This window comes from Amycolatopsis sp. NPDC021455 (assembly GCF_040640995.1).
In the GTDB taxonomy this organism is placed as follows: domain Bacteria; phylum Actinomycetota; class Actinomycetes; order Mycobacteriales; family Pseudonocardiaceae; genus Amycolatopsis.
In genome coordinates this window covers 1-23390 of record NZ_JBFACT010000054.1, presented here as the reverse complement: position 1 = coordinate 23390, position 23390 = coordinate 1, and the positions used below count along the sequence as shown (strand labels likewise).

22 protein-coding genes are annotated in these 23390 nt (G+C 70.3%); 13 read left to right on the top strand and 9 right to left on the bottom strand.

Annotated elements, in window-relative coordinates; translation table 11 throughout:
• Nucleotides 1–113: 113 nt before the first annotated feature.
• Nucleotides 114–476 (bottom strand): RNA-binding S4 domain-containing protein, encoded by a 363-nt coding sequence (locus tag AB0G28_RS37165; protein WP_361100490.1) that lies wholly within the window; start codon nt 474–476, stop codon nt 114–116.
• A gap of 208 nt (nt 477–684) precedes the next feature.
• Here AB0G28_RS37165 and AB0G28_RS37160 point away from each other — a divergent pair, with 208 nt between their 5' ends.
• Nucleotides 685–2253, top strand: a complete 1569-nt coding sequence (locus AB0G28_RS37160; protein ID WP_361100487.1) for a GMC oxidoreductase — start codon at nt 685–687, stop codon at nt 2251–2253.
• Nucleotides 2254–2287: 34 nt separating this feature from the next.
• Here the strand turns inward: AB0G28_RS37160 and AB0G28_RS37155 are convergent, their stop codons facing one another.
• Both AB0G28_RS37155 and AB0G28_RS37150 read right to left on the bottom strand, forming a co-directional pair.
• Nucleotides 2288–2773 (bottom strand): carboxymuconolactone decarboxylase family protein, encoded by a 486-nt coding sequence (locus AB0G28_RS37155; protein WP_361100484.1) that lies wholly within the window; start codon nt 2771–2773, stop codon nt 2288–2290.
• Nucleotides 2770–3846, bottom strand: a complete 1077-nt coding sequence (locus AB0G28_RS37150) for a dihydrodipicolinate reductase (protein ID WP_361100481.1) — start codon at nt 3844–3846, stop codon at nt 2770–2772. The genes AB0G28_RS37155 and AB0G28_RS37150 overlap by 4 nt, the downstream gene beginning before the upstream one ends.
• Nucleotides 3847–3960: 114 nt before the next feature.
• Here AB0G28_RS37150 and ilvD point away from each other — a divergent pair, with 114 nt between their 5' ends.
• Nucleotides 3961–5652, top strand: a complete 1692-nt coding sequence (gene ilvD, locus AB0G28_RS37145; RefSeq protein WP_361100478.1) for a dihydroxy-acid dehydratase — start codon at nt 3961–3963, stop codon at nt 5650–5652.
• Here the strand turns inward: ilvD and AB0G28_RS37140 are convergent.
• Together AB0G28_RS37140 and AB0G28_RS37135 are read right to left on the bottom strand one after the other, a co-directional pair.
• A complete protein-coding gene (locus tag AB0G28_RS37140; RefSeq protein WP_361100475.1) occupies nt 5631–6995 on the bottom strand; it encodes a fatty acid--CoA ligase family protein in 1365 nt (454 codons plus the stop codon). The two genes, ilvD and AB0G28_RS37140, sit on opposite strands and share 22 nt — an antisense overlap.
• 14 nt (nt 6996–7009) lie before the next feature.
• Nucleotides 7010–7423, bottom strand: coding sequence for an SsgA family sporulation/cell division regulator (locus tag AB0G28_RS37135; protein ID WP_361100472.1), 414 nt, complete (start codon nt 7421–7423; stop codon nt 7010–7012).
• A gap of 281 nt (nt 7424–7704) precedes the next feature.
• On the opposite strand from AB0G28_RS37135, the gene sigK reads away from it, so the two are divergent.
• From sigK to AB0G28_RS37120, 3 genes are all read left to right on the top strand, one after another.
• On the top strand, nt 7705–8301 hold the full coding sequence (gene sigK / locus AB0G28_RS37130) for an ECF RNA polymerase sigma factor SigK (RefSeq protein ID WP_361100469.1): 597 nt from the start codon (nt 7705–7707) through the stop codon (nt 8299–8301).
• Nucleotides 8298–9035: an anti-sigma factor gene (locus tag AB0G28_RS37125; RefSeq protein WP_361100466.1), complete on the top strand. Its 738-nt coding sequence runs from the start codon at nt 8298–8300 to the stop codon at nt 9033–9035. Before sigK ends, AB0G28_RS37125 begins: the two co-directional genes overlap by 4 nt.
• 71 nt (nt 9036–9106) lie before the next feature.
• Entirely contained in the window at nt 9107–9748 is a 642-nt protein-coding gene (locus AB0G28_RS37120) for a fasciclin domain-containing protein (protein WP_361100463.1), read from the top strand.
• Here AB0G28_RS37120 and AB0G28_RS37115 read toward each other — a convergent pair whose 3' ends face one another.
• Both AB0G28_RS37115 and AB0G28_RS37110 read right to left on the bottom strand, forming a co-directional pair.
• Nucleotides 9749–10741 carry an LLM class flavin-dependent oxidoreductase gene (locus tag AB0G28_RS37115; RefSeq protein ID WP_361100460.1) on the bottom strand — a complete coding sequence of 331 codons (993 nt, stop codon included), beginning with the start codon at nt 10739–10741 and terminating at the stop codon, nt 9749–9751.
• A 46-nt stretch (nt 10742–10787) separates the two neighbouring features.
• Nucleotides 10788–11447, bottom strand: coding sequence for a TetR/AcrR family transcriptional regulator C-terminal domain-containing protein (locus AB0G28_RS37110; protein ID WP_361100458.1), 660 nt, complete (start codon nt 11445–11447; stop codon nt 10788–10790).
• A 95-nt stretch (nt 11448–11542) separates the two neighbouring features.
• Here AB0G28_RS37110 and AB0G28_RS37105 point away from each other — a divergent pair, with 95 nt between their 5' ends.
• The gene (locus tag AB0G28_RS37105) at nt 11543–12505 is read left to right on the top strand and encodes an NAD(P)-dependent alcohol dehydrogenase (RefSeq protein ID WP_361100455.1); all 963 of its coding nucleotides are present in this window, start codon (nt 11543–11545) and stop codon (nt 12503–12505) included.
• A gap of 73 nt (nt 12506–12578) precedes the next feature.
• A complete protein-coding gene (locus tag AB0G28_RS37100) occupies nt 12579–13202 on the top strand; it encodes a DsbA family oxidoreductase (RefSeq protein ID WP_361100596.1) in 624 nt (207 codons plus the stop codon).
• Between the two features lie 4 nt (nt 13203–13206).
• Here AB0G28_RS37100 and AB0G28_RS37095 read toward each other — a convergent pair whose 3' ends face one another.
• Together AB0G28_RS37095 and AB0G28_RS37090 are read right to left on the bottom strand one after the other, a co-directional pair.
• Nucleotides 13207–13389, bottom strand: coding sequence for a hypothetical protein (locus AB0G28_RS37095; RefSeq protein WP_086856983.1), 183 nt, complete (start codon nt 13387–13389; stop codon nt 13207–13209).
• A 258-nt stretch (nt 13390–13647) separates the two neighbouring features.
• The gene (locus tag AB0G28_RS37090; protein ID WP_361100451.1) at nt 13648–14709 is read right to left on the bottom strand and encodes a LacI family DNA-binding transcriptional regulator; all 1062 of its coding nucleotides are present in this window, start codon (nt 14707–14709) and stop codon (nt 13648–13650) included.
• A gap of 112 nt (nt 14710–14821) precedes the next feature.
• Between AB0G28_RS37090 and AB0G28_RS37085 the strand changes: the two genes are divergently transcribed.
• From AB0G28_RS37085 to AB0G28_RS37060, 6 genes are all read left to right on the top strand, one after another.
• Complete coding sequence (locus tag AB0G28_RS37085) at nt 14822–15751, top strand: sugar ABC transporter permease (protein WP_361100448.1); 930 nt, start codon at nt 14822–14824, stop codon at nt 15749–15751.
• A gap of 70 nt (nt 15752–15821) precedes the next feature.
• Nucleotides 15822–16631 (top strand): carbohydrate ABC transporter permease, encoded by an 810-nt coding sequence (locus tag AB0G28_RS37080; protein ID WP_361100593.1) that lies wholly within the window; start codon nt 15822–15824, stop codon nt 16629–16631.
• Nucleotides 16632–16664: 33 nt separating this feature from the next.
• Nucleotides 16665–18008, top strand: a complete 1344-nt coding sequence (locus tag AB0G28_RS37075) for a sugar ABC transporter substrate-binding protein (RefSeq protein WP_361100445.1) — start codon at nt 16665–16667, stop codon at nt 18006–18008.
• Nucleotides 18005–19543, top strand: a complete 1539-nt coding sequence (locus AB0G28_RS37070) for an alpha-L-arabinofuranosidase C-terminal domain-containing protein (RefSeq protein WP_361100442.1) — start codon at nt 18005–18007, stop codon at nt 19541–19543. The genes AB0G28_RS37075 and AB0G28_RS37070 overlap by 4 nt, the downstream gene beginning before the upstream one ends.
• Nucleotides 19536–21290: a beta-galactosidase family protein gene (locus tag AB0G28_RS37065; protein WP_361100439.1), complete on the top strand. Its 1755-nt coding sequence runs from the start codon at nt 19536–19538 to the stop codon at nt 21288–21290. Before AB0G28_RS37070 ends, AB0G28_RS37065 begins: the two co-directional genes overlap by 8 nt.
• Nucleotides 21291–21411: 121 nt before the next feature.
• Nucleotides 21412–23310 (top strand): RICIN domain-containing protein, encoded by a 1899-nt coding sequence (locus AB0G28_RS37060; protein ID WP_361100436.1) that lies wholly within the window; start codon nt 21412–21414, stop codon nt 23308–23310.
• Nucleotides 23311–23390: the final 80 nt, after the last annotated feature.

Sequence of the window (23390 nt, the reverse complement as noted above, 5' to 3'; positions counted from 1 at the left end):
CCGTTTTGCCCGGGAACCGACCCGTACCGCGGGGATTCCCGGCTATTTCCGGAAAACCCGCCGCCGGGTCGGCGATTCCTAGATCGAAGACGGGGATGATCTCGAAAACCGCGTCACTGCTGCTGCCGGAACGCGTCCAGCACGCGACGCTCCCGTTTGGTCGGCCGGCCCGCACCGCGGTCGCGGCGGGCGACCGGGATGGCCGCGTCCGGGGGCGGCTTCGGCGTCCGGTCCACGAAGCACGTCGCCGCGTCCGCCGCGCCCACGCGTTTCTGGATCACCCGGACGACGTCGAGGACCTTGGTCGTCCCGCCGACGCGCAGGCGCACCTCGTCGCCCGGCACGACGGTCGTCGCCGGCTTCGCGGGCTTGTCGTTGACGCGCACGTGCCCGCCGCGGCACGCCGCCGCGGCGTCCGGGCGGGTCTTCGTCAGCCGGACCGCCCAGAGCCAGCGGTCCACTCGGGTGGACTCCACAGCTGTCCATCATGGCCCATTCAGCGGCACAGCCTCGCCGGGCCGCCAGGTTACTCGTGGGTATATGTCGACTTGTCAGGAGGTTAGGAGTTATAACTTGTTCTAAATACCTCAACGGTGAGGAACACACATGAGTGACGAACCCGTGTGGAGAACAACTTCTGGCTCAGTTTCCCGTCGCCTCTTCATCACTGGAACTGGTTCTATCTTGGCCGGTGCTGCCTTAGCCGGCCGGGCCGCCGCCGCCCCCCTCCGGCCCGCCGCGGCTTCCTCGCAAAGCGTGGCCGACGGCGCCCGCGTGCCCGCGCTGGTGATCGGCTCCGGCTACGGCGGCTCGGTCGCCGCCCTGCGCCTGGCGCAGGCCGGTGTCGACGTGCAGATGATCGAAATGGGGATGGCCTGGGACACCCCCGGCCCGGACGGCAAGATCTTCTGCACCACGCCCAATCCGGACCAGCGGTCGTTCTGGTTGCGCACGAGGACGAAGCAGCCGTTCTCCAACTTCCTCGGGTTCCCGATCGACAAGGACATCCCGCGCTACACCGGCGTCCTCGACGCCGAGGAGTTCGGCGGGATCATCGTGTACCAGGGCCGCGGCGTCGGCGGCGGCTCGCTCGTCAACGGCGGCATGGCCGTCACGCCGAAGCGGGAGAACTTCGGCGCGATCCTCCCGACGGTCGACGCCGACGAGATGTACAACGTCTACTACCCGCGCGCCAACGCCGGGCTGGGGGTCGCCAGCATCCGCCCGGCCTGGTTCGAGAGCACCGACTGGTACCAGTTCGCCCGTGTCGGCCGGAAACAGGCCCAGCGGTCCGGGTTCCCGTTCGTGTTCGTGCCGGACGTGTACGACTGGGACTACATGGAACAGGAGGCGGCGGGCACCGTCACGAAGTCGGCGCTGGCCGGGGAAATCCTGTTCGGCAACAACTACGGCAAGAAGTCGCTGCAGAAGACTTACCTGCCGAAGATCGCCGCGACCGGCCGGGTCACCATCTCGCCGCTGCACCGCGTGACGCAGGTGGTGCCGGCCTCCGGCGGCGGCTACACCGTGACCATCGAGCAGCTCACCACCGCGGGCGCGGTGTCCACGATCAAGACCGTGACGGCGGACAAGGTGTTCTTCGCCGCGGGCAGCGTCGGCACGAGCAAGCTGCTGGTGAAGCTGAAGGCGACCGGCGCGCTGCCGAACCTCAACGGCGAAGTCGGGAAGGGCTGGGGCGACAACGGGAACGTGATGGTCGGGCGGGCCAACCAGATCTGGGACCCGACCGGGGCCTCCCAGTCGACCATCCCGTGCGGCGGCATCGACAACTGGGCCGCGGGCGGCGCGTTCGCCGAAGTGGCGCCGCTGCCGACCGGGATCGAGACGTGGGCGTCGTTCTACCTCTCGATCACGAAGAACCCGAACCGCGCGCAGTTCACCTGGAACCCCACGACCCGCGCGGTGGAGCTGAACTGGCAGACGGCGTGGAAACAGCCGGGCATCGACATGGCGAAGACCATCTTCGACAAGATCAACTCGACCGAGGGCACGATCTACCGGACCGACCTCTTCGGCACCTACAAGATCTGGGGCGACCATCTCACCTACCACCCGCTCGGCGGCGCGGTGCTGGGGAAAGCGACCGACAACTACGGCAGGCTCGCCGGCTACCAGGGCCTGTACGCGATCGACGGTTCGCTGATCCCGGGCAACACCAGCGTCAACCCGTTCGTCACCATCACGGCGCTGGCGGAACGCAACATCGAGAAGATCATCGCGCAGGACTTCTGACCCCGCAGCTCGTGAGGGGCGCCGCCCCCGCCCCTCACGACCGGTGGGACGGGAGGACGCAGACAGTGTCGAGGCCCAGGACGTGGTTCAGCCGCCCGAAGGCGAGCCACGCGCCGAGGCTCATGCTCAGCTCGACGATCTCCTGCTGCGTGTAGTGCGCGGACATCCGCTTCCAGAACTCGTCGTCCAGGTTGTGGTGATCCAGGGAGTACCGCTCGGCGTACTCCGCGGCGAGCCGCGTGCGGTCGTCGAAGCGGTCGGTGGTGCGCCAGTCGAGCACCGCGTCCGCGAACTCCTCCTCGACCTTCTGCCCGTCGCGCTCGGTGCGCCAGTCGAGGCAGAAGACGCAGCCGTTGATCTGCGCGATCCGCAGCCGCGCGGCTTCGAACTCCCGCAGGCCCAGCGTGGTGTGCTCGTACACCGCCAGTGAGAACTTCGACGCGGCGACCCCGATGCCGGGCACCATTTCGCCCCAGACGTACCCGATCGGGTCCTTGCCCGCGGGAATGTCGATGTTCACGGACGGCTCCTTCCGAGCTTGCCCGCCGCCGGGCGCAGCGGGACGTCGAGTGCGTCGTAGAGGCCGGGTTCGGCCGCGGCCAGCCAGTCGATGGCGCCCACCAGCCGTCCGACGGCGGTCGCGTTGCCGCCCGCCGACCGGTTTTCGCCTTCGTCGGTCGCCTCGACCGTGACCTCGATGCGCGGCCGGCCTTCGATGATCACGCGGTGCGCGCCGTCGCCGCTGGGCGGGGTCGGCCAGTCGGGCGCGCACGACGGGTGGATGCGCGTCACGTGCTCGATGACGATCCTGGGCTCGCCGCCGACGATGCCCTGCACCTCGAACCGCACCGCGCCCTGCGTGCCCTTTTCGAACTCGCCCATGGTCCGCGTGGTGACGGTTTCGTCCAGGGGCCGCCGGTCGAGGGTTTCGCGGATCTCGTCGAGCTCCGCGCCGAGGGCCCGTGCGATCAGCCGGACCTGGCCGCCCCACACCATCGTCGGCACGCCGGTCATCAGCATCGGCGGGTCGTAGTCCATCGGCTGGCCCATCCCGACCAGGTACCGGACGGAGTCGGGCTGCTCGTAGGTCGAGTAGTCGAAGATCTCCTGGCAGCGGATGACGTCGACGTCCGTGCCGAGGCCACTGATCAGCATCGGCAGCACGTCGTTGCCCCAGCCGGGGTCGACGCCGGAGACGAACAGCGAGCCGCCGCCGTCCGCGATCGAGGCCAGCACCGGCTCGCGCAGCTCCGGCGGCGCGTTCCGCTGGTCGTAGAGGGGGTAGAGCGCCGGCGTCACGACGACCGCGCCCGCCCGGATCGCGCGCACGATGTCGGCGAGCGCGTCGTCGAACCGGACGTCGCCCGAGGCGGCGTACACGATCGCGCGCGGGCTCGTGGCCAGGACGGCGTCGATGTCGTCCGTCGCGGCGACCCCCAGCGCGCCGGTGCCGGCCAGCTCGCCCGCGTCCCTGCCGACCTTCGCCGGGTCGTGGACGAGCACCGCGGTGAGCTTCAGCGCCGGGTGGGCGTCGACGGCCCGGATTGCCGCCCGGCCGACGTTGCCCGTGCCCCACACCACTGTGGCGATCATGGCCCGAGTTTTCGCCGGTCCGCGCCGGAGCGGGTAGGAATTCGTTCCGGCCAGCGGACCGCGTCGTCGTTGGTAGCATGCTTCAGCGTCCGAACGCCGCACCGGAGGTCCGTCATGACGATCGACCCGAAGCCCCGCAGCCGCACGGTGACCGACGGGATCGAGGCCGCGCCCGCCAGAGGCATGCTGCGCGCGGTCGGGATGGGCGACGGCGACTGGACGAAACCGATCATCGGCGTCGCCAGCTCGTGGAACGAGATCACGCCGTGCAACCTGTCGCTGGACCGGCTGGCCCAGGCGGCCAAGGAGGGCGTGCACGCCGGCGGTGGCTACCCGCTGCAGTTCGGCACGATCTCGGTGTCCGACGGCATCTCCATGGGCCACGACGGCATGCACTTCTCGCTGGTGTCCCGCGAGGTCATCGCCGACTCGGTCGAGACGGTCATGCAGGCCGAGCGGCTCGACGGCTCGATCCTGCTGGCCGGCTGTGACAAGTCACTGCCGGGCATGCTGATGGCCGCCGCGCGGCTGGACCTCGCGTCGGTGTTCCTCTACGCGGGCACGATCGCCCCCGGCTGGGTGAAGCTCACCGACGGCACCGAGAAGGACGTCAGCATCATCGACGCCTTCGAGGCGGTCGGCGCGTGCCGGGCGGGACGGCTCAAGCGCGACGACCTCGACCGCATCGAGCGCGCGATCTGCCCCGGCGAAGGCGCCTGCGGCGGGATGTACACGGCGAACACGATGGCGTCGGCCGCGGAAGCCATGGGGATGAGCATGCCGGGATCGGCGGCGCCGCCGTCCGCGGACCGCCGTCGCGACCACTACGCGCACCTGTCGGGTGAAGCCGTGATCGGGCTGCTCGAACGCGGTATCACTGCGCGCGACATTCTCACCAGGGAGGCGTTCGAGAACGCCATCACCGTCGTCATGGCCCTCGGCGGTTCGACCAATGCCGTGCTGCACCTGCTGGCCATCGCGCACGAGGCGAAGGTCCCGCTGACGCTGGACGACTTCAACCGGATCGGCGACCGCGTCCCGCACCTGGGCGACCTCAAGCCGTTCGGCAAGTACGTCATGCAGGACATCGACCGCCACGGCGGCATCCCGGTGCTGATGAAGGCCCTGCTGGACGAGGGGCTGATCCACGGCGACGCCTTGACGGTCACCGGCCGGACGGTGGCGGAGAACCTCGCCGAGCTGGACCCCGACCCCATCGACGGCGAAGTCCTGCGCCCGCTGGACAATCCGCTGCACCCGACCGGCGGCATCACGATCCTGCGCGGCTCGCTCGCGCCCGAAGGCGCGGTCGTGAAGTCCGCGGGCTTCGACACGGCCAGCTTCGAGGGCCCGGCCCGCGTGTTCGAACGCGAGCAGGAGGCGATGGCGGCGCTGAACGAGGGCCGGATCGAGCCCGGCGACGTCGTCGTCATCCGCTACGAAGGCCCGAAGGGCGGCCCGGGCATGCGGGAGATGCTGGCGATCACCGCCGCGATCAAGGGTGCCGGGCTGGGCCGCGATGTCCTGCTGCTGACCGACGGCCGGTTCTCCGGCGGCACCACCGGCCTGTGCATCGGCCACGTCGCCCCCGAGGCGGTGGACGGCGGGCCGATCGCGTTCGTCCGCACCGGCGACCGGATCGCCGTCGACATCAAGGCCCGCAGCATCGACCTGCTGGTCGACGCGGCCGAGCTGGCGCGACGCCGCGAAGGCTGGGAGCCGCTGCCGAACAAGTTCCCGGAAGGCGTGCTCGGCAAGTACGTGAAGCTGGTCCGGTCGTCGTCCTACGGCGCCGTCACGAGCTGAGCGAGGGCCCGCTTGTCCACTTTGCCCACTTCGGTGAGCGGGAGGGCGTCGACGAAGTCCACGGCCGCCGGGACGTAGTGCTCCTGGCCGAAGGCTTCCCGGGCGTGGGCCTTCAGGTCGTCCGCCGTGACTTCGCTCGTCGCGACGACGACAGCGTGCAGCAGCCGGCCGTCTCCGGTGTCCCGGCCGAAGACGGCCGCGCTCCGCACAGCCGGGTGCGTCGCGAGGGCGTGTTCGACGACGGTGGTCGGGACCTTGGTGCCGTGCTCGCCGACCACGACGACGTCGTCCGCGCGGTCGAGCAGGTAGAGGTAGCCCTCGTCGTCGAACCGGCCGAGGTCGCCGGTGCGCAGCCAGCCGGCGCCGATCTCCGGGCCGCCGAGGTAACCGTCCATCATGGACAGTCCGCGGACCTCGACTTCGCCGTCGGTGATGCGGGCTTCCATGCCGGGCACGATCCGGCCGACCGACCCCAGCCGTTCCGGCCGGTCGATCAGCTCGGCGGCGGAGATGCTCGCGATCATCGGGGCTTCGGTGAGGCCGTAGCCCTGGCCGACGACCGGACCGAAGACGTCGAGGGCCTGGGCGAGCCGGTGCGGCGGCAGGGGCGCGGCGCCGAGGGAAAGCGAGCGGACGCTGCTGAGGTCGGTTTTCTTCAGCGCCGGGTGGTCGAGGAGCGCGGCCAGCCGGGGCGGGGTCAGCGAGAGGGTGTCGATCCGGTGCTCCTGGATCGCTTCGAGCACCGCTCCCGCGTCGAAGCCGTCGTGCAGGACCACGGTGTCGTGCCGCAGCAGCGCACCGAGCACGGTGGCGTTGCCGGTCATGTGCGTCATCGGCGCGACGAGCAGCGTCCGTCCCGGGCCGTCCGGCGACGGCGTGAAGAGGTACGCCATGCCGTCGTAGATGCCGCTGTGGCGGATGAGCTTCGGGGTGCCGGTGGTGCCGCCGGTGGGGAAGAGCAGGCGGACCGTGTCCGGTGGGTCCAGTGGCTGGGGTTCGCCGTCGAGGTCGTCGAGGGTGCGGACGTCACCCGCGGGCCAGTCGTGCGGGCGATCGGTGACCACGGCGCCTTCGGCCACGGCGAGGCGATCCTGGCGCGGTGCCGAGGCCGGGACCAGGAGGACGGTCGCGCCGCGCAGGAGGGCCGCGAGCTGGACAAGGATCGTCTCGGGCCGGTTGCGCAGGTCGACGGCGAGCGTGGCGACGTCGCCCAGGCCGCCGTGGAGGCGGCGCAGCCGGTCGCGGGCCTGGTGGTAGGTGGTGACGCCGCCGTGGTGGTGGAACAGGACGCGGTCACCGCCGTCGTCGAGCGCGGCGAGGACCTTCGTCAGGAAGAAGCTCACCCGCGGGACGGTACTCAGTCCTGGTAGGAAAGCTTCTGCATTTCCTCGTCGAAGTCGAACCAGTCGGTCTCGCTGCCGGCCGGGACGACGTCGTAGGTGCGGTCGAGGAAGGCCGCGATCTCCTTCGCCGGGGCTTCGAGCACGGCGGCGCCCTCGGGCGAGCTCAGCTCCACGACGACCAGCGCGGGGTCGGCGGCGGGACCGATCCGCACGTCGCCGTCGCCGCAGCGGGTGAGCAGGCCGTCGGCGAGCAGGTCGCGGCCGAAGAGCCACCGGACCGCGCTCGAACCGGCGTGCAGCACCACGGCGACCGCGTACGGGTCGCGGGTGTCGTACTCCAGCTCCGCCGGCACCGGCCGCGGCCCGGCGCCGAAGGTGCGCAGGGCGAAGTCGAGGCTGGCACTGGTCACGGTGTGCGGGTCGGCCATGGTGGCCCCTTTGCTACTCGTCGGTCGGGTCGATCTTGTTCCAGGGATAACCCATGGTGAGTGCAACGCCCAGCGATCCGAAAAACTTTCACACGCAGGGGTGATCAAGAAGTGTCCGAGGTCACCTTCGGCATGGCCGAAAGGGCAACTTCCTCACCGTCGGTGAGCGGCGGTGACTGAGGTTCGGAGCCGCGCCGCCGCCGGATGGGTCCCGGCGCCGGAGTTGCGCCGTCCGGGTGGGAAGGGCAGTCCGGCCCGCCGTCCGGCTGCGAACCCCGGGCATGGGTGAGCGTGGGCGGCTGCGGCTGAGATCGGACGAGGACTCGGCGCTCGCACCGAGCGCGGAGGAGTTGCTGCGACGGGTGGCGGCCGGCGACGAAGCGGCGTTCGAGGGGCTGTACGACCTCGTCGCCGGTCCGGTGCTCGGCCTGGCGACGCGCGTGCTGCGCGACCGCGCCCAGGCCGAGGAGGTGGCCCAGGAGGTGCTCGTGGAGGTGTGGCGCAAGGCGGCGCGGTACGTCCCGGAGCGCGGGAGCGCGCTGTCGTGGGTGCTGACGGTCGCCCACCGCCGGGCCGTGGACCGCGTCCGCGCGCACCAGGCCGGCCTCGAGCGCGAGGAGCGAGCGGGCCGGATGGACGTGCGGCGCCCGTTCGACGAGGTGACCGAGTCCACTTTGGCCGGTCTGGACCGCCGGCGGGTCCGGCAGTGCCTGGCGGAGCTGACGGATCTCCAGCGCGAGTCGATCGTGCTGGCCTACTACAACGGTTACACCTACCCGGAGGTCGCGGAGGTGCTGAAGGTGGCGCCGGGCACGGTGAAGACCCGCATCCGCGACGGCCTGATCCGCCTGCGCGACTGCCTGGGGGTGGACCGATGACCGCCGAGCGGCACACGCTGACGGGGGCGTACGCACTGGACGCGGTGTCCGAAGTGGACCGTGCGGAGTTCGAGCGGCACCTCGGGGAGTGCGCCGCGTGCCGTCAGGAGGTGGCGGAGCTGCGGGCCACGGGCGGCCTGCTCGGCGCGGCTGCCGCGGTGGAGCCACCGCCGGGGCTGAAGCTCGTCGTGCTCGCCGATGTGGCGCGGACCCGCCAGCTGCCGCCCAAGCTGCCGGGCTCGCACGGGCTCGCCGGGCGATGGCCGGGTGGCCGAGCCGCAGCTGGGCCGCATGCCGTCCCGGAACCCAGCCGCGCCAAGGCTTTGCACCTGCGCGCCGCCCTGCTCGGCGCCGCCGCGGCCGCCGTCGTCGCCGTTGTCGTCGGCGTCGTCACCGCTCCGGCTCCCGTCGACTCGGTGCTGGCCGCGCCGGATGCCTCCGCGATCCAGGGCGTCGGCCAGGGGCACGCCACCCTCGTCGTCTCGCGCAGCCGGCACCAGGCCGTCCTGCTCGCTTCCGGCCTGCCCGCACTCGATGCCGGCCACGTCTACCAGGTGTGGCTCATCGGCTCCGGGGGCGCGCGGTCGGCCGGGCTGATGGCGCCCGAGGCGCCGCAGCGGATGCTGGTCGCCGATCTTCCGCCCGATGTCGACCGGATCGGAATCACCGTCGAACCCTCCGGCGGTTCTCCCGGCCCGACGACCCCGGCCGTCACGCGGATTTCTCTCTCCTAGCAATCCGTTTCCGCCGCAGTTCCGAATCAAGAACAAGAAGCAGTTCTCAGCCGCAAATGGGAGTGATTTTCGTGACCAAGCTCCGTGTCGCCGGAATCGGCGCCGCCGCCGTCGCCGCGCTTTCGCTGACCGCGTGCAGCAGCAGCGACACCGGCTCCAGCACCTCGATGACCCCCTCGTCGCCGATGGCCGCGCCGGCCGCCGACGGCGTGACCACCAACGCCGACGTCTTCGGTCCCGCCTGTTCCCGGCTGCCGCAGGGCTCCGCGCCCGGTTCGCTGGACTCGATGGGCCCGCAGCCGGTCGCGTCGGCCGCGTCGACCAACCCGTTGCTGACCAAGCTGGTCGCGGCCGTCAAGGCCACCAACCTGGTCGACACGCTGAACAGCCAGGAGGCCGTCACGGTGTTCGCGCCGGCCGACCCGGCGTTCGCCGCGCTGGGTGACGCCAAGTTCGCCGAGCTCGCGAGCAAGCCCGCCGAACTGGCGCCGATCCTGCAGTACCACGTCGTCGGGAAGCGTTACGACGCCGCCGGTCTCGCCGCCGCGGGCTCGGTCGACACGCTCAACTCCGCCGGCGGCCCGGTGAAGATCGAAGGTTCCGGCGAAAACCTGACGGTCAACGGAGCGAAGGTCCTGTGCGGCAACATTCCCACGAAGAACGCCACCGTTTTCGTGATCGACAAGGTGCTGACGCCGGGCACGAACAAATAGTCAGCGTCCCAGCAGGGGGCCAAGGCGTTCCGCGATGTCGGTGAGGATCTGTACGTAATCTTCGTGTTCGAAGGTGAACGGCAGGGCGAAAGCCACCTCGTCGACTTCGCGGAACGCCGCGTGCTCGTGCAATTTTTCGGCGATTTCCGCGGACGTGCCGACGAAATCGGGCGAGAACAGCATGCGCGCGGGGCCCTGCGGTTCCGCGGTGCGCGGCAGCCGTTTCTCGGCGAAGGCTTCGTACTTCGCCCGCTGCTCCGGCGTCGCGCTGTCGGTGGGGATCACGACCAAGCCCTGCGAGATGCGCCCGGTGGGGTGGTGCTCGCGGAACGTCCGGATGTGCGAGAGCTGGATCTCGGCGAAGTCCGTGCTCTCGCCTTCGGCCTTGACCACGCTGCTGGTCAGGAAGTTCATCGCGTGCTTGCCCGCCCACTCGGCCGACCGCAGGCTCGCGCCGCCGTACCAGAGCCGCTCGCCGAGCCCGGGGGACTGCGGCTGGACGCGGTCGGAGAACACCTCGAACCCCTCCGTGCCGCTGAACCCGGTGGCCGGTTCGCCGCGCACGAAGTCCAGCAGCCGCTGCACGCGGTCGTAGGAGAAGTTCTCGGCGTCGGCGGTGTCCGGGTAGAGGGCGTGCTTGACCTCGTCCCAGCGCATCGGCGGCCCGACGCTCAGGCCCGGGTTGAGCCGTCCGCCCGAAAGCAGGTCGACGGTGGCGAGGTCTTCGGCCAGCCGCAACGGGTTCTCCCAGCCGAGCGGGATCACGGCCGTGCCGAGCTCGATCCGGCTGGTCCGCTGCGACGCCGCGGCCAGCACCGCGACCGGCGACGAGATGCCGTACTGCAGGTGCCGGTGCCGCACCCAGGCGCTGTCGAAGCCGAGCCGCTCGCCGAGTTCGATGATCTCCAGCGTCGACTCGTGACCCCGGCGGGGGTCGTCCGCGTCGAACAGGCCGATGGTCAGGAAGCCGAGCTTCCGCAGAGGTCGTGACACAGTGCCGATTCTGCCCTCGTGAGCAGGGGTGTCCCAGCGGGTGGACTCACCGCTCCCGCAGCCGGTCCAGCCCGTCGAGGATGACGTCGAGGCCGAACTCGAACTCGGCCTGGTCGTCGCACCAGCCCAGGGTCGAGTCCGGGTCGTCGTGGGCGATCTCGCCGAGCATGCCCACCAGGTTCGGCAGCTCGGCGGCCAGCTCCGGAGGGACGTCGGCCCGCTGGTTCGCGCTGGGGTCGAACAGTTCCTGCGTGAAGCCGAGCGCGCGGCTGCCGAGCGCGTGCAGCGCGTGGTGGACGAGGTCGTAGGAGAACCCGCCGTCCCGCATCAGCCCGACCAGGGTGTCGTAGTGGCGCAGGACCGCGAGGCTCGTCGACGACCTGGTCTCGAACAGCTCCGGCGCCCAGCGGTGCCGGAGGAACACCTCGCGCGCGGCGAGGATCCGCCGTCGCACGGCCTGCTTCCAGTCCGCGTCGGGGGCCAGGCGGGCGACGGCGTCGTTGATCTCCTGGGCGACGACGTCGACGATGCCGTCGAGCACGTCTTCCTTCTTGGCCACGTGGTAGTAGAGCGACATCGCTTCGGCGCCGAGCTCCTCGGCGAGACGGCGCATCGTGAGGGCGCGCAGCCCGTGCTCGTCGGCGAGGCCGACCGCCGCGCGCAGCACGCGCTCGCGGCTCAGCGGAATCCGCGCTTCCGTGGTCACGTCCGGATCGTACAACGTAAGACGTCCTTGACCGGCTCGCGGTCCGGAGCTACCTTACGACGTAAGACTTACGTTGTAAGAATCGAGGATTCGCTATGAAAGCCCTGGTCCAGCGCGTGTACGGCCCGCCGGAGAGCCTCAGCTTCGAGGACCTGCCCGACCCCGTGCCCGCCGACGGCGAGGTGCTCGTCCGGGTGCGGGCCACCTCCGTCAACCCGTACGACTGGCACTTCATGAGAGGCGAGCCGTACGTCGCGCGGCTGATGCCCGGCGGCTTCGGCCTCCGCGTGAAGCCCGGCATCCTCGGCTGCGACCTGGCCGGCCGCGTCGAGACGGCCGGGACGCGTTTCCGGCCCGGCGACGACGTCTACGCGTTGCTGCCGAACGGCGCCTACGCGGAATACGTCTGCGTGCGCGAGGACCTCCTGGCGCCCATGCCGGCGAACCTCACCCACGAGCAGGCGGCGGCGATGCCGATGGCGGCCGTCACCGCGCTGCTCGCCTTGCGCGGGGTGGAAGCGGGGCAGCGGGTCCTGGTCAACGGCGCTTCCGGCGGCGTCGGCACCTTCGCCGTCCAGCTGGCCGCGGCGCTCGGGGCACGGGTCGGCGCCGTCTGCGGCGCGGCCGGTGACCTCGCCCGCTCGCTCGGCGCGGAGGACGTCGTCGACTACCGCTCGGCGGATTTCACGCGTGGCGACCGGCGCTACGACTTCGTCCTGGACATCGCGGGCAGCCGGACGCTCCCGGCCTGCCGCCGGGTGCTGGCCCGGACGGGCACGTTCGTCGTGGTCGGCGGCCCGGCCGGACGCTGGGTGCAGCCGGCCGGGCACGCGTTCGCCGCGCTGGCGGTCGCGCCGTTCGCGCGGCGGCGGGCCGTGCTCGCGGACGCGGTGGGCTGCCGCGACAAGAAGGCGGTGCTCGGCGAGCTGACCGCGTTCGCCGAGCGTGGCGCGCTCACGCCGGTCATCGACCGGAGCTACCCGTTCGACGACCTGCGTGCCGCGATCGCGTACCAGGAAGCCGGGCACGCCAAGGGAAAAGTCGTCGTGACGCTGTGATCCCGCAGGTTGCCGCCGGTTACCTTGAAGTGCGTACCGCCCCTTCGGTTAGCTTGGTTCGGTGCGTATCGATATCTGGTCCGATCTGGTCTGTCCGTGGTGCTATCTCGGCAAACGCCGCTTCGAGCGGGCGGTGGCGGAGGTGGGCGTCGAGGTGGAGGTCGTGCACCACTCGTTCCAGCTCGACCCGTCGTTCCCGCGCGGGACGTCGCAGCCGACGCGTGAAATGCTGGCCGAGAAGTACGGCCGGACGCTGGAAGAAGCCGACGCGATGCAGGCGCAGATGGAGGAGCGCGCCGCCGCCGACGGTCTCGAGTACCACCTCGACCGCGCCCACGTGGGCAACACCGTCGACGGCCACCGCCTCGTCCACCTCGCCGCCGGCCGCGGGCTCGCCGACGCCGTCGTCGAGCGGTTCTACCGCGCCTACTTCACCGAACGGCGGTCGCTGTTCGACCGCGACTCGCTCGTGGAGCTGGCCGCCGAGGCGGGACTCGACGCGGCGGAGGCCCGGGCGGTGCTGGAGTCGGACAAGTACGAAGCCGAAGTCGCGGCCGACGGCGAGCAGGCTCGCGCGCTCGGCGCGACCGGCGTGCCGTTCTTCGTGATCGACCAGCGGTTCGGCGTGGCGGGTGCCCAGTCGTCCGAAGTGTTCACGCAGGTGCTGCGACGCGCGCTGGAGCCCGCGGCGAGCTGAGCGGTCAGCGCCGGCGCCGCCGGGTGAACCGCGACCGGTCGGTGGCGACACCGGCCAGGTGCAGGGCGACGCACAGCAGCCCGGCGGTGGTCAGCGTCCCGGTCGTGACGACCGGGCCGAGCCCGAACCCGGCCAGCTCCATCAGCAGAGCGAGCCCGAAGAGCACGGCGGCGAGAATGGCGAGCATGACGGCCTCGTTTCCGTGGCAGGGGCCGAACGGTCCCTGCCACTGCGACGTTCGCGGTACCGGACGTCCCGGCTTGGTGGCCGGTAATTCCCCCGCTTCCGCGCGGTGAAACGAAAAGCCCCGTGAACGAAGGGTCATCACCCGTGATTGAAGGGCCGGCAAGCGTGATTGGAGGGTCGACACGCGGCGAGGGGCACCACGACACGTGTCGACCCTCCAATCACGTGAGTCGACTCCTCGATCACGCGTGATGACCCTTCAATCACGGGTCGGGGGTGGGGCCGTGCTCGAACGGATCACCAGTTCCGTCGGGAGGATCACCGGCTCGCCCGCTTCGGCTCCGGTTTCGATCTCCGCCAGGAGGGCCTCCACCGCGTGGCGGCCCACCGCTTCGAACGACTGGCGGATCGTCGTGAGCGGGGGCCAGAAGTGGGCCGACTCCTCCATGTCGTCGAAGCCGACCACGCTCACCTCCGCCGGGACGCGGCGGCCCGTCTCGTGCAACGCGCGCAGCAGGCCCAGTGCCATCTGGTCGTTCGCCGCGAACACCGCCGTCACCGAGGGGTCCGCCGCCAGCCGGAGACCGGCCTCGTAGCCGGACTCCGGTGACCAGTCCCCGGCCAGCACCGGCGGTACTGGGCGGCCCGCACCCTCCAAAGTGGCCTGCCACGACTTCCGGCGCCGCTCGGCCGAATACGACTGCGGCGGGCCCGCGATGTGCCACACCGTCGAGTGCCCGAGGTCGAGCAGGTGCCGGGTCGCCCGGGCCGCGCCGTCGGCCTGGTCGTTGTCCACCACCGGGTACGAGTACCGGGCGCTGGAGTCGATCACCACCACCGGGAGCCCGTGTGGCAGTTCGATCTCGCTTTGGTCAAGCTGGTGTTGCTCGATGAGGATGATGACGCCGTCGACGGCCTGCTCGTTCAACGTGCTGAACGCGCCCGTCACCTCGCCCTGGGTCGGCCGCGTCACCGGCATCAGGATGATCGAAAACCCTTCGGTGACGACCGCGGCCGCGATGGCGTCGAGGGTGCGGCTGTTCCCGAACGTCGGCAGCGCCGAAATGATCACGCCGATGCTGCGGAACTGGCCGTTACGCAGGGCGCGGGCGGCGCTGTTGGGCCGGTAACCGACCCGGCGCATCGCTTCCAGGACCCGTTCGCGGGTGGCGTCGTCGACGTTCGTCTTGCCGTTCGCCACGCGCGAGACAGTCTGGCCCGACACCCCCGCCTCGCGGGCCACGTCCGCCATCGACGGCCCGCGTCTCCGGGAGGCGCGGCCGGATGCGGACGACGTCGCTGTCTGGCGCGGCACGGTCACTCCTTGGTGTCCTGGACATGTTTACGTCAACAAGTTACTCTGCGGCCGTCCATGTTGACGTAAACATCTCGCCGGGTCCAGTACCCGGCTCACGCGACCACTCGGAGAGACGATGACGTCCACAGCGGCTCCGCCCGCCCCGGTGCCTTCGCGCCGGGCGCCCGCGGCCCGCCGGCCCCGGCGGAAATGGCGGGGCTGGCTCTTCGTCGCCCCGTTCATGGTGGTGTTCGCGCTGGCCTTCATCGCGCCAGTCGTGTACGCGTTCGTGCTCAGCCTCTACCGCGACCAGGCCTTCTTCGGCGGCACCGTCTTCGTCGGCGCCGACAACTACGTGCAGGTCTTCGGCGACCCGAAGTTCTGGGACGCCTTCCGCCGGGTGCTGGTGTTCCTCGCCGTGCAGGTGCCGATCATGCTGGTGCTCGCGCTGATCGCGGCCCTGGCCATCGACAGCGCCCGGCTGCACGCCGCCGGCTTCTTCCGGATCGTGATCTTCCTGCCGTACGCGGTCCCCGCCGTCGTCGCCGCGCTGATGTGGGGCTTCATCTACGGTGACCACTTCGGACTCGCGGCCGACCTGAACCACCTGTTCGGCACCGACGCGATCAAGCCGTTGTCGCAGAACTGGCTGCTGACGTCGATCGGGAACGTCGTCACGTGGGAGTTCGTGGGCTACAACATGCTCATCTTCTACTCCGCGCTGAAGGTGATCCCGAAGGAACTGTTCGAGGCGGCCGCGATCGACGGCGCCGGCGCGTTCCGCACGGTCGTTTCCGTCAAGCTCCCCGCGATCCGGGGCGCCATCGTGGTCGCGACGATCTTCTCGATCATCGGCAGCTTCCAGCTGTTCAACGAGCCGAACATCATGCGCAACCTCGTGCCGAACATGATCGTCACGAACTACACGCCGAACATGTACGCCTACAACCTTTCCTTCAACGGGCAGCAATACAACTACTCCGCCGCCGTCGCGATCGTGATGGGCGTGATCACCGCGGTCATCGCCTACGTCGTGCAGCTGCGCGGCTCCCGGAAGGAGATGTGACGTGGCTGTGCTGTCAAAGACACAGTTCTCGGTGACCAAGCCCCGCAAGTCGCGTGTCCTCACCGGCTTCATGGCGCTGTACCTGCTCTACACGCTGGTTCCCCTGGTCTGGCTGATCATCAACGCCACCAAGACCCAGCCCGAGCTGTTCTCGACGTCGGGGCTGTCCTTCGGCGACTCGTTCGCGCTGTTCGACAACATCGGCAAGACGTTCACCTACAACGACGGCATCTTCTTCCGCTGGCTCGGGAACACGCTGCTGTACGTCGTGGTCGGCGCCGGTGGCGCGACGATCCTCGCCACCGCCGCGGGCTACGGGCTGGCCAAGTACCGCTTCCCGGGCCGCCGCGCGGTGTTCGCCGTCGTCCTCGGGGCCGTGGCCGTGCCGCCGACCGCGCTGGCCGTGCCGACGTTCCTGATGTTCAGCAAGCTCGGGCTGACCAACACGCCGCTGGCGGTCATCATCCCGTCGCTGATCAGCCCGTTCGGCCTGTACCTGATCTGGGTCTACGCCGCCGACGCCATCCCCGACGAGCTGCTGGAAGCGGCGCGGATCGACGGCGCCGGCGAGATCCGGATCTTCCTCACCGTGACGCTGCGCCAGCTGGTCCCCGGGATCATCACGGTCACGCTGTTCACGATGGTCCAGACCTGGAACAACTACTTCCTGCCTCTGATCATGCTCAGCGAGCCCAAGTGGTACCCGCTGACCGTCGGGCTCAACCAGTGGAGCGCCCAGGCCAACGGCGCCGGCGCCCAGCCGATCTTCAACCTGGTCCTCACCGGGTCGCTGCTCACCATCATTCCCCTAGTCGTCGCTTTCCTGCTCATGCAACGGTTCTGGCAATCGGGCCTGAGCGCGGGCAGCGTCAAGCAGTAACACCGCCGTCACACCGCCGTGAAGGGACACTCGATGTCAAGAATCCGCACCCGCGCGAAGGCGGCCGCCGCCATCGCGCTGGCCGCCGCCCTGGCGGTCGGCTGCTCGTCCGGGGGCTCGTCCTCCGCCCCGGCCGCCGCCACCGGCAGCCAGGACTCCGTCGACGCCGCGCTGAAGGCCGGCGGCGAGATCACCTACTGGAGCTGGACGCCGTCGGCCAAGGACCAGGTGGCCGCGTTCCAGAAGGAATACCCGAACGTCAAGGTCAACTACGTCAACGCGGGCACCAACAAGGACGAGTACACCAAGCTGCAGAACGCGATCAAGGCCGGCTCGGGTGCCCCCGACGTCGCCCAGATCGAGTACTACGCCCTCCCGCAGTTCGCGCTGACCGATTCGCTCACCGACCTGAACCAGTACGGTTTCGGTGCGTTCGAAAAGGACTACAGCGCTTCGACGTGGGCGCAGGTGAAGAACGGCAACGGGCTCTACGGCCTCCCGCAGGACTCCGGTCCCATGGCGCTGTTCTACAACAAGGAAGTCTTCACCAAGTACAACATCGCCGTGCCGAAGACCTGGGCCGAGTACGTCGACGCGGCGAAGAAGCTGCACGCCGCCGACCCGACCAAGTACATCACCGCCGACACCGGTGACGCCGGCTTCACGCTCAGCATGATCTGGCAGGCAGGCGGGCACCCGTTCTCCGTCGACGGCCGGAACGTGAAGATCAACCTGGGCGACGCCGGCACCAAGAAGTGGACGTCGGTCTGGAACCAGCTGGTCGAGGGCAAGCTGCTCTCGCCGATCGCGGGCTGGTCCGACGACTGGTTCCGCGCCCTCGGCGACGGCACCATCGCCACCCTGCCCACCGGCGCCTGGATGCCCGGCAACTTCATCTCGTCGGTGGCCGCGGGCAGCGGCAAGTGGGCCGTGGCGCCGATGCCGACCTACGACGGCCAGAAGGCGGTCACCGCGGAGAACGGCGGCAGCACCCAGTCCGTCGTCAAGCAGAGCAAGAACCCGGCGCTCGCCGCGGCCTTCGTGCGCTGGCTCAACCACGGCGGCGGCGTCCAGCCGTTCATCAAGAGCGGCGGCTTCCCGTCCACCACGGCCGACCTGACCTCGCCCGCGTTCGTCGACGAGGCCATGCCGTACTTCGGTGGCCAGAAGGTCAACCAGGTGCTGACCCAGGCGTCGAAGGACGTCGCGCCGGGCTGGACGTACCTGCCGTTCCAGACCTACGCCAACAGCATCTACAGCGACACCGTCGGCAAGGCCTACCTCGCCAACACCGGGCTCGACGCGGGGCTGGCGGCCTGGCAGCAGGCGCTGATCGACTACGGCAACCAGCAGGGCTTCACGGTCAGCGCCGGATGACCGTCCACATCGAGGGCGACGCGGGCCAGGTCATCGGCCCGGTCCCGCGTCGCCTCTTCGGCTCCTTCGTGGAGCACATGGGCCGGTCCGTCTACACCGGACTGTACGAGCCCGGTCACTCCACTTCGGACGATCGCGGCTTCCGCGGCGACGTCCTGGAGCTGGTGCGGGAGCTCGGGCCGACCGTGGTCCGCTATCCCGGCGGGAACTTCGTCTCCGGCTACCGCTGGGAAGACGGAGTCGGGCCCGACCGGCCCGTCCGGCTCGATCCGGCGTGGCACAGCGTCGAGTCCAACCGCTTCGGCCTGCACGAGTTCGTCGCGTGGGCCGAAGCCGCGGGTGCCGAGGTGATGTACGCCGTCAACCTCGGCACCCGCGGCATCCAGGAAGCCGCCGACGTCCTGGAGTACTGCAACCACGCCGGCGGGACGGAACTGAGCGAGCGGCGGCGCGCGAACGGCGCCGACCGCCCGTTCGGCTTCAAGCTGTGGTGCCTGGGCAACGAGATGGACGGCCTGTGGCAGATCGGCCACAAGACGGCCGGGGAGTACGGCCGCCTGGCCGCGGAGACCGCGCGGCTCATGCGGATGATCGACCCGGACCTCGAGCTGGTCGTGGCGGGCAGTTCGCACGCGGACATGCCGACGTTCGGCTCGTGGGAACGCACGGTGCTGCGCCACACCGCCGAGCTGGTCGACCACATCTCGCTGCACGCCTACTACCAGGAGCTGCACGGCGACACCGACAGCTACCTCGCGAGCGGCGCGGCGCTGGACCGCTACATCCGCACGACGGCCGGGGTCATCGACGAAACCCTGGCGGAGCTGGGGCTCGACAAGAAGATCGGGATCAGCGTCGACGAGTGGAACGTCTGGGACCTGCGCCGCTGGAACGAGGTCGACCAGGCGAAGCTCGCCGAGGGCGGCTGGAAGCAGCACCCGCGGATCATCGAGGACACCTACACCGTCACCGACGCGGTCGTCGTCGGATCGCTGCTGAGTTCCTTGCTGCGCAACGTCGACCGCGTCACCATGGCGAACCAGGCCCAGCTGGTGAACGTCATCGCGCCGATCAAGACCGAGCCCGGGGGCCCGGCGTGGCGGCAGACGACGTTCCACCCGTTCCAGCGGGTCGCCGCGCTGGCCGCCGGATCGAGCCTGGACCTGGACGTCGAAGGAAAACAGCTTCGCACCGCCCAGCACGGCGAAGTCGACCTCGTCGACGTCGCCGCGACGGTCGGGGAGTCCGGGCGCGGCGCGGTGTTCCTGACCAACCGCGCCACGGCGTCGCCGACCGAAGTCCGGATCCGCCTGCGTGGCGCCCGCTTCGGCCTCTACGCCGCCGAAACCCTGACCACACCGGACGGCGAGACCCGCCACACCGTGAACACCGCCGACTCACAACCGGTCCGGATGGTGCCGCTACCCGGCGCCGCCGCGACGTCCGATCCCGGGGGGACCACCATCACCGCGACACTGCCACCCTTGTCCTGGACCGTGCTCCAGCTGACGCCGCAGGCGGGCCAGGATGCCTGAGTTCGCCATCGGGGAGACCGACTTCCTGCTCGACGGCCGCCCGTTCCGCATCCTTTCCGGTGCCCTGCACTACTTCCGGGTGCACCCGGACCTGTGGGCCGATCGGATCGACAAGGCCCGGCGGATGGGGCTCAACACGATCGAGACGTACGTGGCGTGGAACGCGCACGCTCCCGAGCCCGGCACGTTCGACCTGTCCGGCGGCCTCGACCTCGACCGCTTCCTGCGGCTCGTGGCCGACGCCGGGATGTACGCGATCGTGCGGCCCGGCCCGTACATCTGCGCCGAATGGGACAACGGCGGGCTGCCGGCGTGGCTGTTCCGCGACCCGTCGGTCGGGGTGCGCCGGTACGAGCCGAAGTACCTGGACGCCGTCCGCGAATACCTCACGAAGGTGTACGAGGTCGTCGTCCCGCACCAGATCGACCGCGGGGGACCAGTGCTGCTGGTCCAGGTCGAGAACGAGTACGGCGCGTTCGGCGACGACAAGCGCTACCTGAAAGCGCTTGCCGAGCACACGCGCGAATCGGGCATCACCGTGCCACTGACCACAGTGGACCAGCCGACGCCGGAAATGCTGGAAGCGGGCAGCCTCGACGGGCTGCATCGCACCGCGTCGTTCGGCTCCGGCGCCGAGGCGCGGCTGGCGATCCTGCGGGAGCACCAGCCGACCGGGCCGCTGATGTGCAGCGAGTTCTGGAACGGCTGGTTCGACCACTGGGGCGCCCACCACCACACCACCGCGGCCGCGGACTCGGCGGCGGAGCTCGACGTGCTGCTCGCCGCGGGCGCGTCGGTCAACCTGTACATGTTCCACGGGGGCACCAACTTCGGGCTCACCAACGGCGCCAACGACAAGGGCGTCTACCAGCCGCTGGTCACGTCCTACGACTACGACGCGCCGCTGGACGAAGCCGGCGACCCGACGCCGAAGTACCACGCGTTCCGGGACGTGATCGCCCGCTACCACAAGGTGCCGGACAGCGTCCCGCCGCCGGCTCGGCCGGCGCCTACGCCGAGCGGGGTGCTGCGCGACCCCGTCCGGCTGCTCGACGCCCCGGATCGTTGGGGCACCTGGGAGTTCCACGAGGAACTGCCCGCGTTCGACGACCTCACGCCGATGCCGCAGCTCGCTTTGCTGCGTACTTCGGTGGACGGCGACCGGCCCGGCGTGCTGACCTTCGGCGAGGTCCGCGACCTCGCGACGGTGTTCTTCGACGGCGCCCTGGTGGGCACGCTCACCCGGGAGCACCACGACCGCGCGATCCCGCTGCCGCGCGCCCGCGGTGAGCTGCTGGTGCTGGTCGAGGACCAGGGCCGTGTCGACTACGGCCCGCGCATCGGCGAGGCGAAGGGCATCATCGGCGGGGCGTCGCTGCACGGCGAGCCGCTGACCGGCTGGGACGTGCTGCCGTTCGAGCTCGCCGCGCTGCCTTCGCTGCGGCCCGCCGAGCCGGAATCCGTGACGGGGCCGGTGCCCGGGCCGGTGCTGCTGCGCGCCGAGATCGACGTCGACGAGCCCGCCGACCTCTTCCTCGACACGGGGGAGTGGGGCAAGGGCGTGGCGTGGCTCAACGGGTTCGCGCTCGGCCGCTACTGGCGGCGCGGTCCGCAACGGACGCTGTACGTGCCGCGCCCGGTGGTCCGGGCCGGCGCCAACGAACTCGTCGTGCTCGAACTCGGCACGATGCTCGACCCCGCGGCCCGGTTCGTGCCGCGGCCGCTGCTGGGCCACACCGAGGCCTGAGAAAGTCCCCACCGCACCGAAGGGCAGTTCGACGATGAACTTGCGGCGTTTGCTCACCGTCCTTTGTGTACCTCTGATAGGCGGCGCGGTCGTCGCCGCGCCCGCCGAGGCAGCCACTGCCGTGACGGTGAAGCCGGACCCGACCTACCGGCAGCAGCCGTTCGACGGCTGGGGCGCCAGCCTGGCGTGGATGGCCGAGGCGACCGGCGGCTACCCCGACGCGATCCGGAACAAGCTGGCGGACATGGTCTTCGGCCCCGACGGGCTGAACCTGAACATCGCCCGGTTCAACATCGGCGGCGGCAACGCCCCCGACGTCCCGGCGTACCTGCGTCCGGGCGCCGCGGTCCCGGGCTGGTGGAAGGCACCGGCCGGCACCACCCGCGCCGACAAGGACTGGTGGACTCCCGGCAACGCGGCCGAGTTCGACCCCAAGGCCGACCCGAACCAGCGCTGGTGGCTGGACAAGATCAAGAACCGCGTCACGAAGTGGGAGGCGTTCAGCAACTCGCCGCCGTACTTCCAGACCGTGTCCGGGTACGTCTCGGGCGGCTTCAACGCCACCGACGAACAGCTGCGCGCGGACAAGATCGGCGACTTCACCGCGTACCTGACGCAGGCCGTGCGGACCCTCGAACGCGCGCACGGCATCAAGTTCTCGTCGGTGAACCCGATGAACGAGCCGAACACGAACTACTGGAAGACGACCCTCGGCGCCGACGGCAACCCGACCGGCGGGCGGCAGGAAGGCGCGCACATCGGGCCGTCGGTCCAGGCGCAGCTGATCCCGGCGATGGCCGACGCGCTGAAGGCGGCCGGCTCGCGGGCGATCGTTTCGGCGCCCGACGAGACCAACCCGGACATCTTCGCCGCGGACTGGAGCGGCTGGTCGGCCGACGCGCGCGCGGCGGCGGGCCGGCTCAACGTGCACACCTACGGCACCGGCAACCGGCCGGTCCCGCGGGACCTGGCCAAGGGCGCGGCCAAGCCGTTGTGGATGAGCGAGGTCGGCGGCAGCTGGCTGGACCGCCAGGACTTCACGGACATGGACCCGGGCCTCGGGATGGCCAAGCAGATCACCGACGACCTGCGGCTGCTCGAGCCGAGCGCGTGGGTGAGCTGGCAGCCGATCGAGGACTACAACAACATGAAGCCGGGCGGGGAGTCCGCGGCCGGGATGAACTGGGGCGAGATCCAGGTCCCGTTCGACTGCCCGAAGAACGCCACGCTGCAGACGTGCCAGATCAAGACGAACACCAAGTTCAACACGATGCGCAACTTCACCCACTACATCAAGCCGGGTGACCGGCTGGTCGGGGTGAACGACACCGCGTCGACGGCCGCGATGCGCGGCGAAGACCTGGCGACGGTCGTGCACACCAACTCGGGCACCGACGCCCAGGACGTCACGCTGGACCTGTCGGGCTTCCGGAACGTCCGGCCGGGCGCCTCGGTGACCCCGGTCGTCACCGACGTCAACGGCGCGCTGCAGCGCGGCAAGCCGGTGAAGGTGACGTCTTCGCACGCCACCCTGCGGGTGCCGGCGCGTTCGGTGACGAGCTTCCTCGTCGACGGCGTCTCCGCGACGGCGACCGGCACGGGCATCGGCTCGGGCAAGCCGTTCGTCTTCACCGGCGTGCAGAGCGGCAAGTCGCTGTCGGCGGAGAACGGCTCGCTGGTGCAGCGCACGACGGACGCTTCGGCGCCCGCGCAGCGCTGGACGCTCACCGACCGCACGGGCCGTTACGGCAACCGCGACCGGTTCACCATCACCAACGTCGGCACGGGCCAGGTTCTGAGCACCGCTGGCGGCGCGGTGACACTGGCCGCGGCGGGCGCGTGCGACCCGGCGGCGGAGTGGACGCTGTCCACGACCGGTGACGGCACCTGGACGTTCGTGAACACGGCGAGCGGCCAGCTGCTCGACGTCACCAGCGAGTCCCGCGAGGACGGCGCGCGGATCGGCCTGTACAAGCCGACCAACGGGCCCAACCAGCGCTGGCAGGCCGTCGCCGGCTGACGTTCGTCCGTGAAGGCCTCCTTCCCGGCTCTTATGGCCGGGAAGGAGGCCTTCACGGCTTTCAGGCCGGCTTCAGCGGG

Bases quoted from the DNA above. Each gene is read 5' to 3' on its own strand.
- AB0G28_RS37105 (WP_361100455.1), top strand. From the start codon at position 11,543: ATGAAAGCCCTGGTCCAGCGCGTGTACGGCCCGCCGGAGAGCCTCAGC.
- AB0G28_RS37075 (WP_361100445.1), top strand. From the start codon at position 16,665: ATGTCAAGAATCCGCACCCGCGCGAAGGCGGCCGCCGCCATCGCGCTG.
- AB0G28_RS37085 (WP_361100448.1), top strand. From the start codon at position 14,822: ATGACGTCCACAGCGGCTCCGCCCGCCCCGGTGCCTTCGCGCCGGGCG.
- AB0G28_RS37125 (WP_361100466.1), top strand. From the start codon at position 8,298: ATGACCGCCGAGCGGCACACGCTGACGGGGGCGTACGCACTGGACGCG.
- sigK (WP_361100469.1), top strand. From the start codon at position 7,705: ATGGGTGAGCGTGGGCGGCTGCGGCTGAGATCGGACGAGGACTCGGCG.
- AB0G28_RS37135 (WP_361100472.1), bottom strand. From the start codon at position 7,423: ATGGCCGACCCGCACACCGTGACCAGTGCCAGCCTCGACTTCGCCCTG.
- AB0G28_RS37150 (WP_361100481.1), bottom strand. From the start codon at position 3,846: ATGATCGCCACAGTGGTGTGGGGCACGGGCAACGTCGGCCGGGCGGCA.
- AB0G28_RS37065 (WP_361100439.1), top strand. From the start codon at position 19,536: ATGCCTGAGTTCGCCATCGGGGAGACCGACTTCCTGCTCGACGGCCGC.
- AB0G28_RS37070 (WP_361100442.1), top strand. From the start codon at position 18,005: ATGACCGTCCACATCGAGGGCGACGCGGGCCAGGTCATCGGCCCGGTC.
- AB0G28_RS37080 (WP_361100593.1), top strand. From the start codon at position 15,822: ATGGCGCTGTACCTGCTCTACACGCTGGTTCCCCTGGTCTGGCTGATC.
- ilvD (WP_361100478.1), top strand. From the start codon at position 3,961: ATGACGATCGACCCGAAGCCCCGCAGCCGCACGGTGACCGACGGGATC.
- AB0G28_RS37095 (WP_086856983.1), bottom strand. From the start codon at position 13,389: ATGCTCGCCATTCTCGCCGCCGTGCTCTTCGGGCTCGCTCTGCTGATG.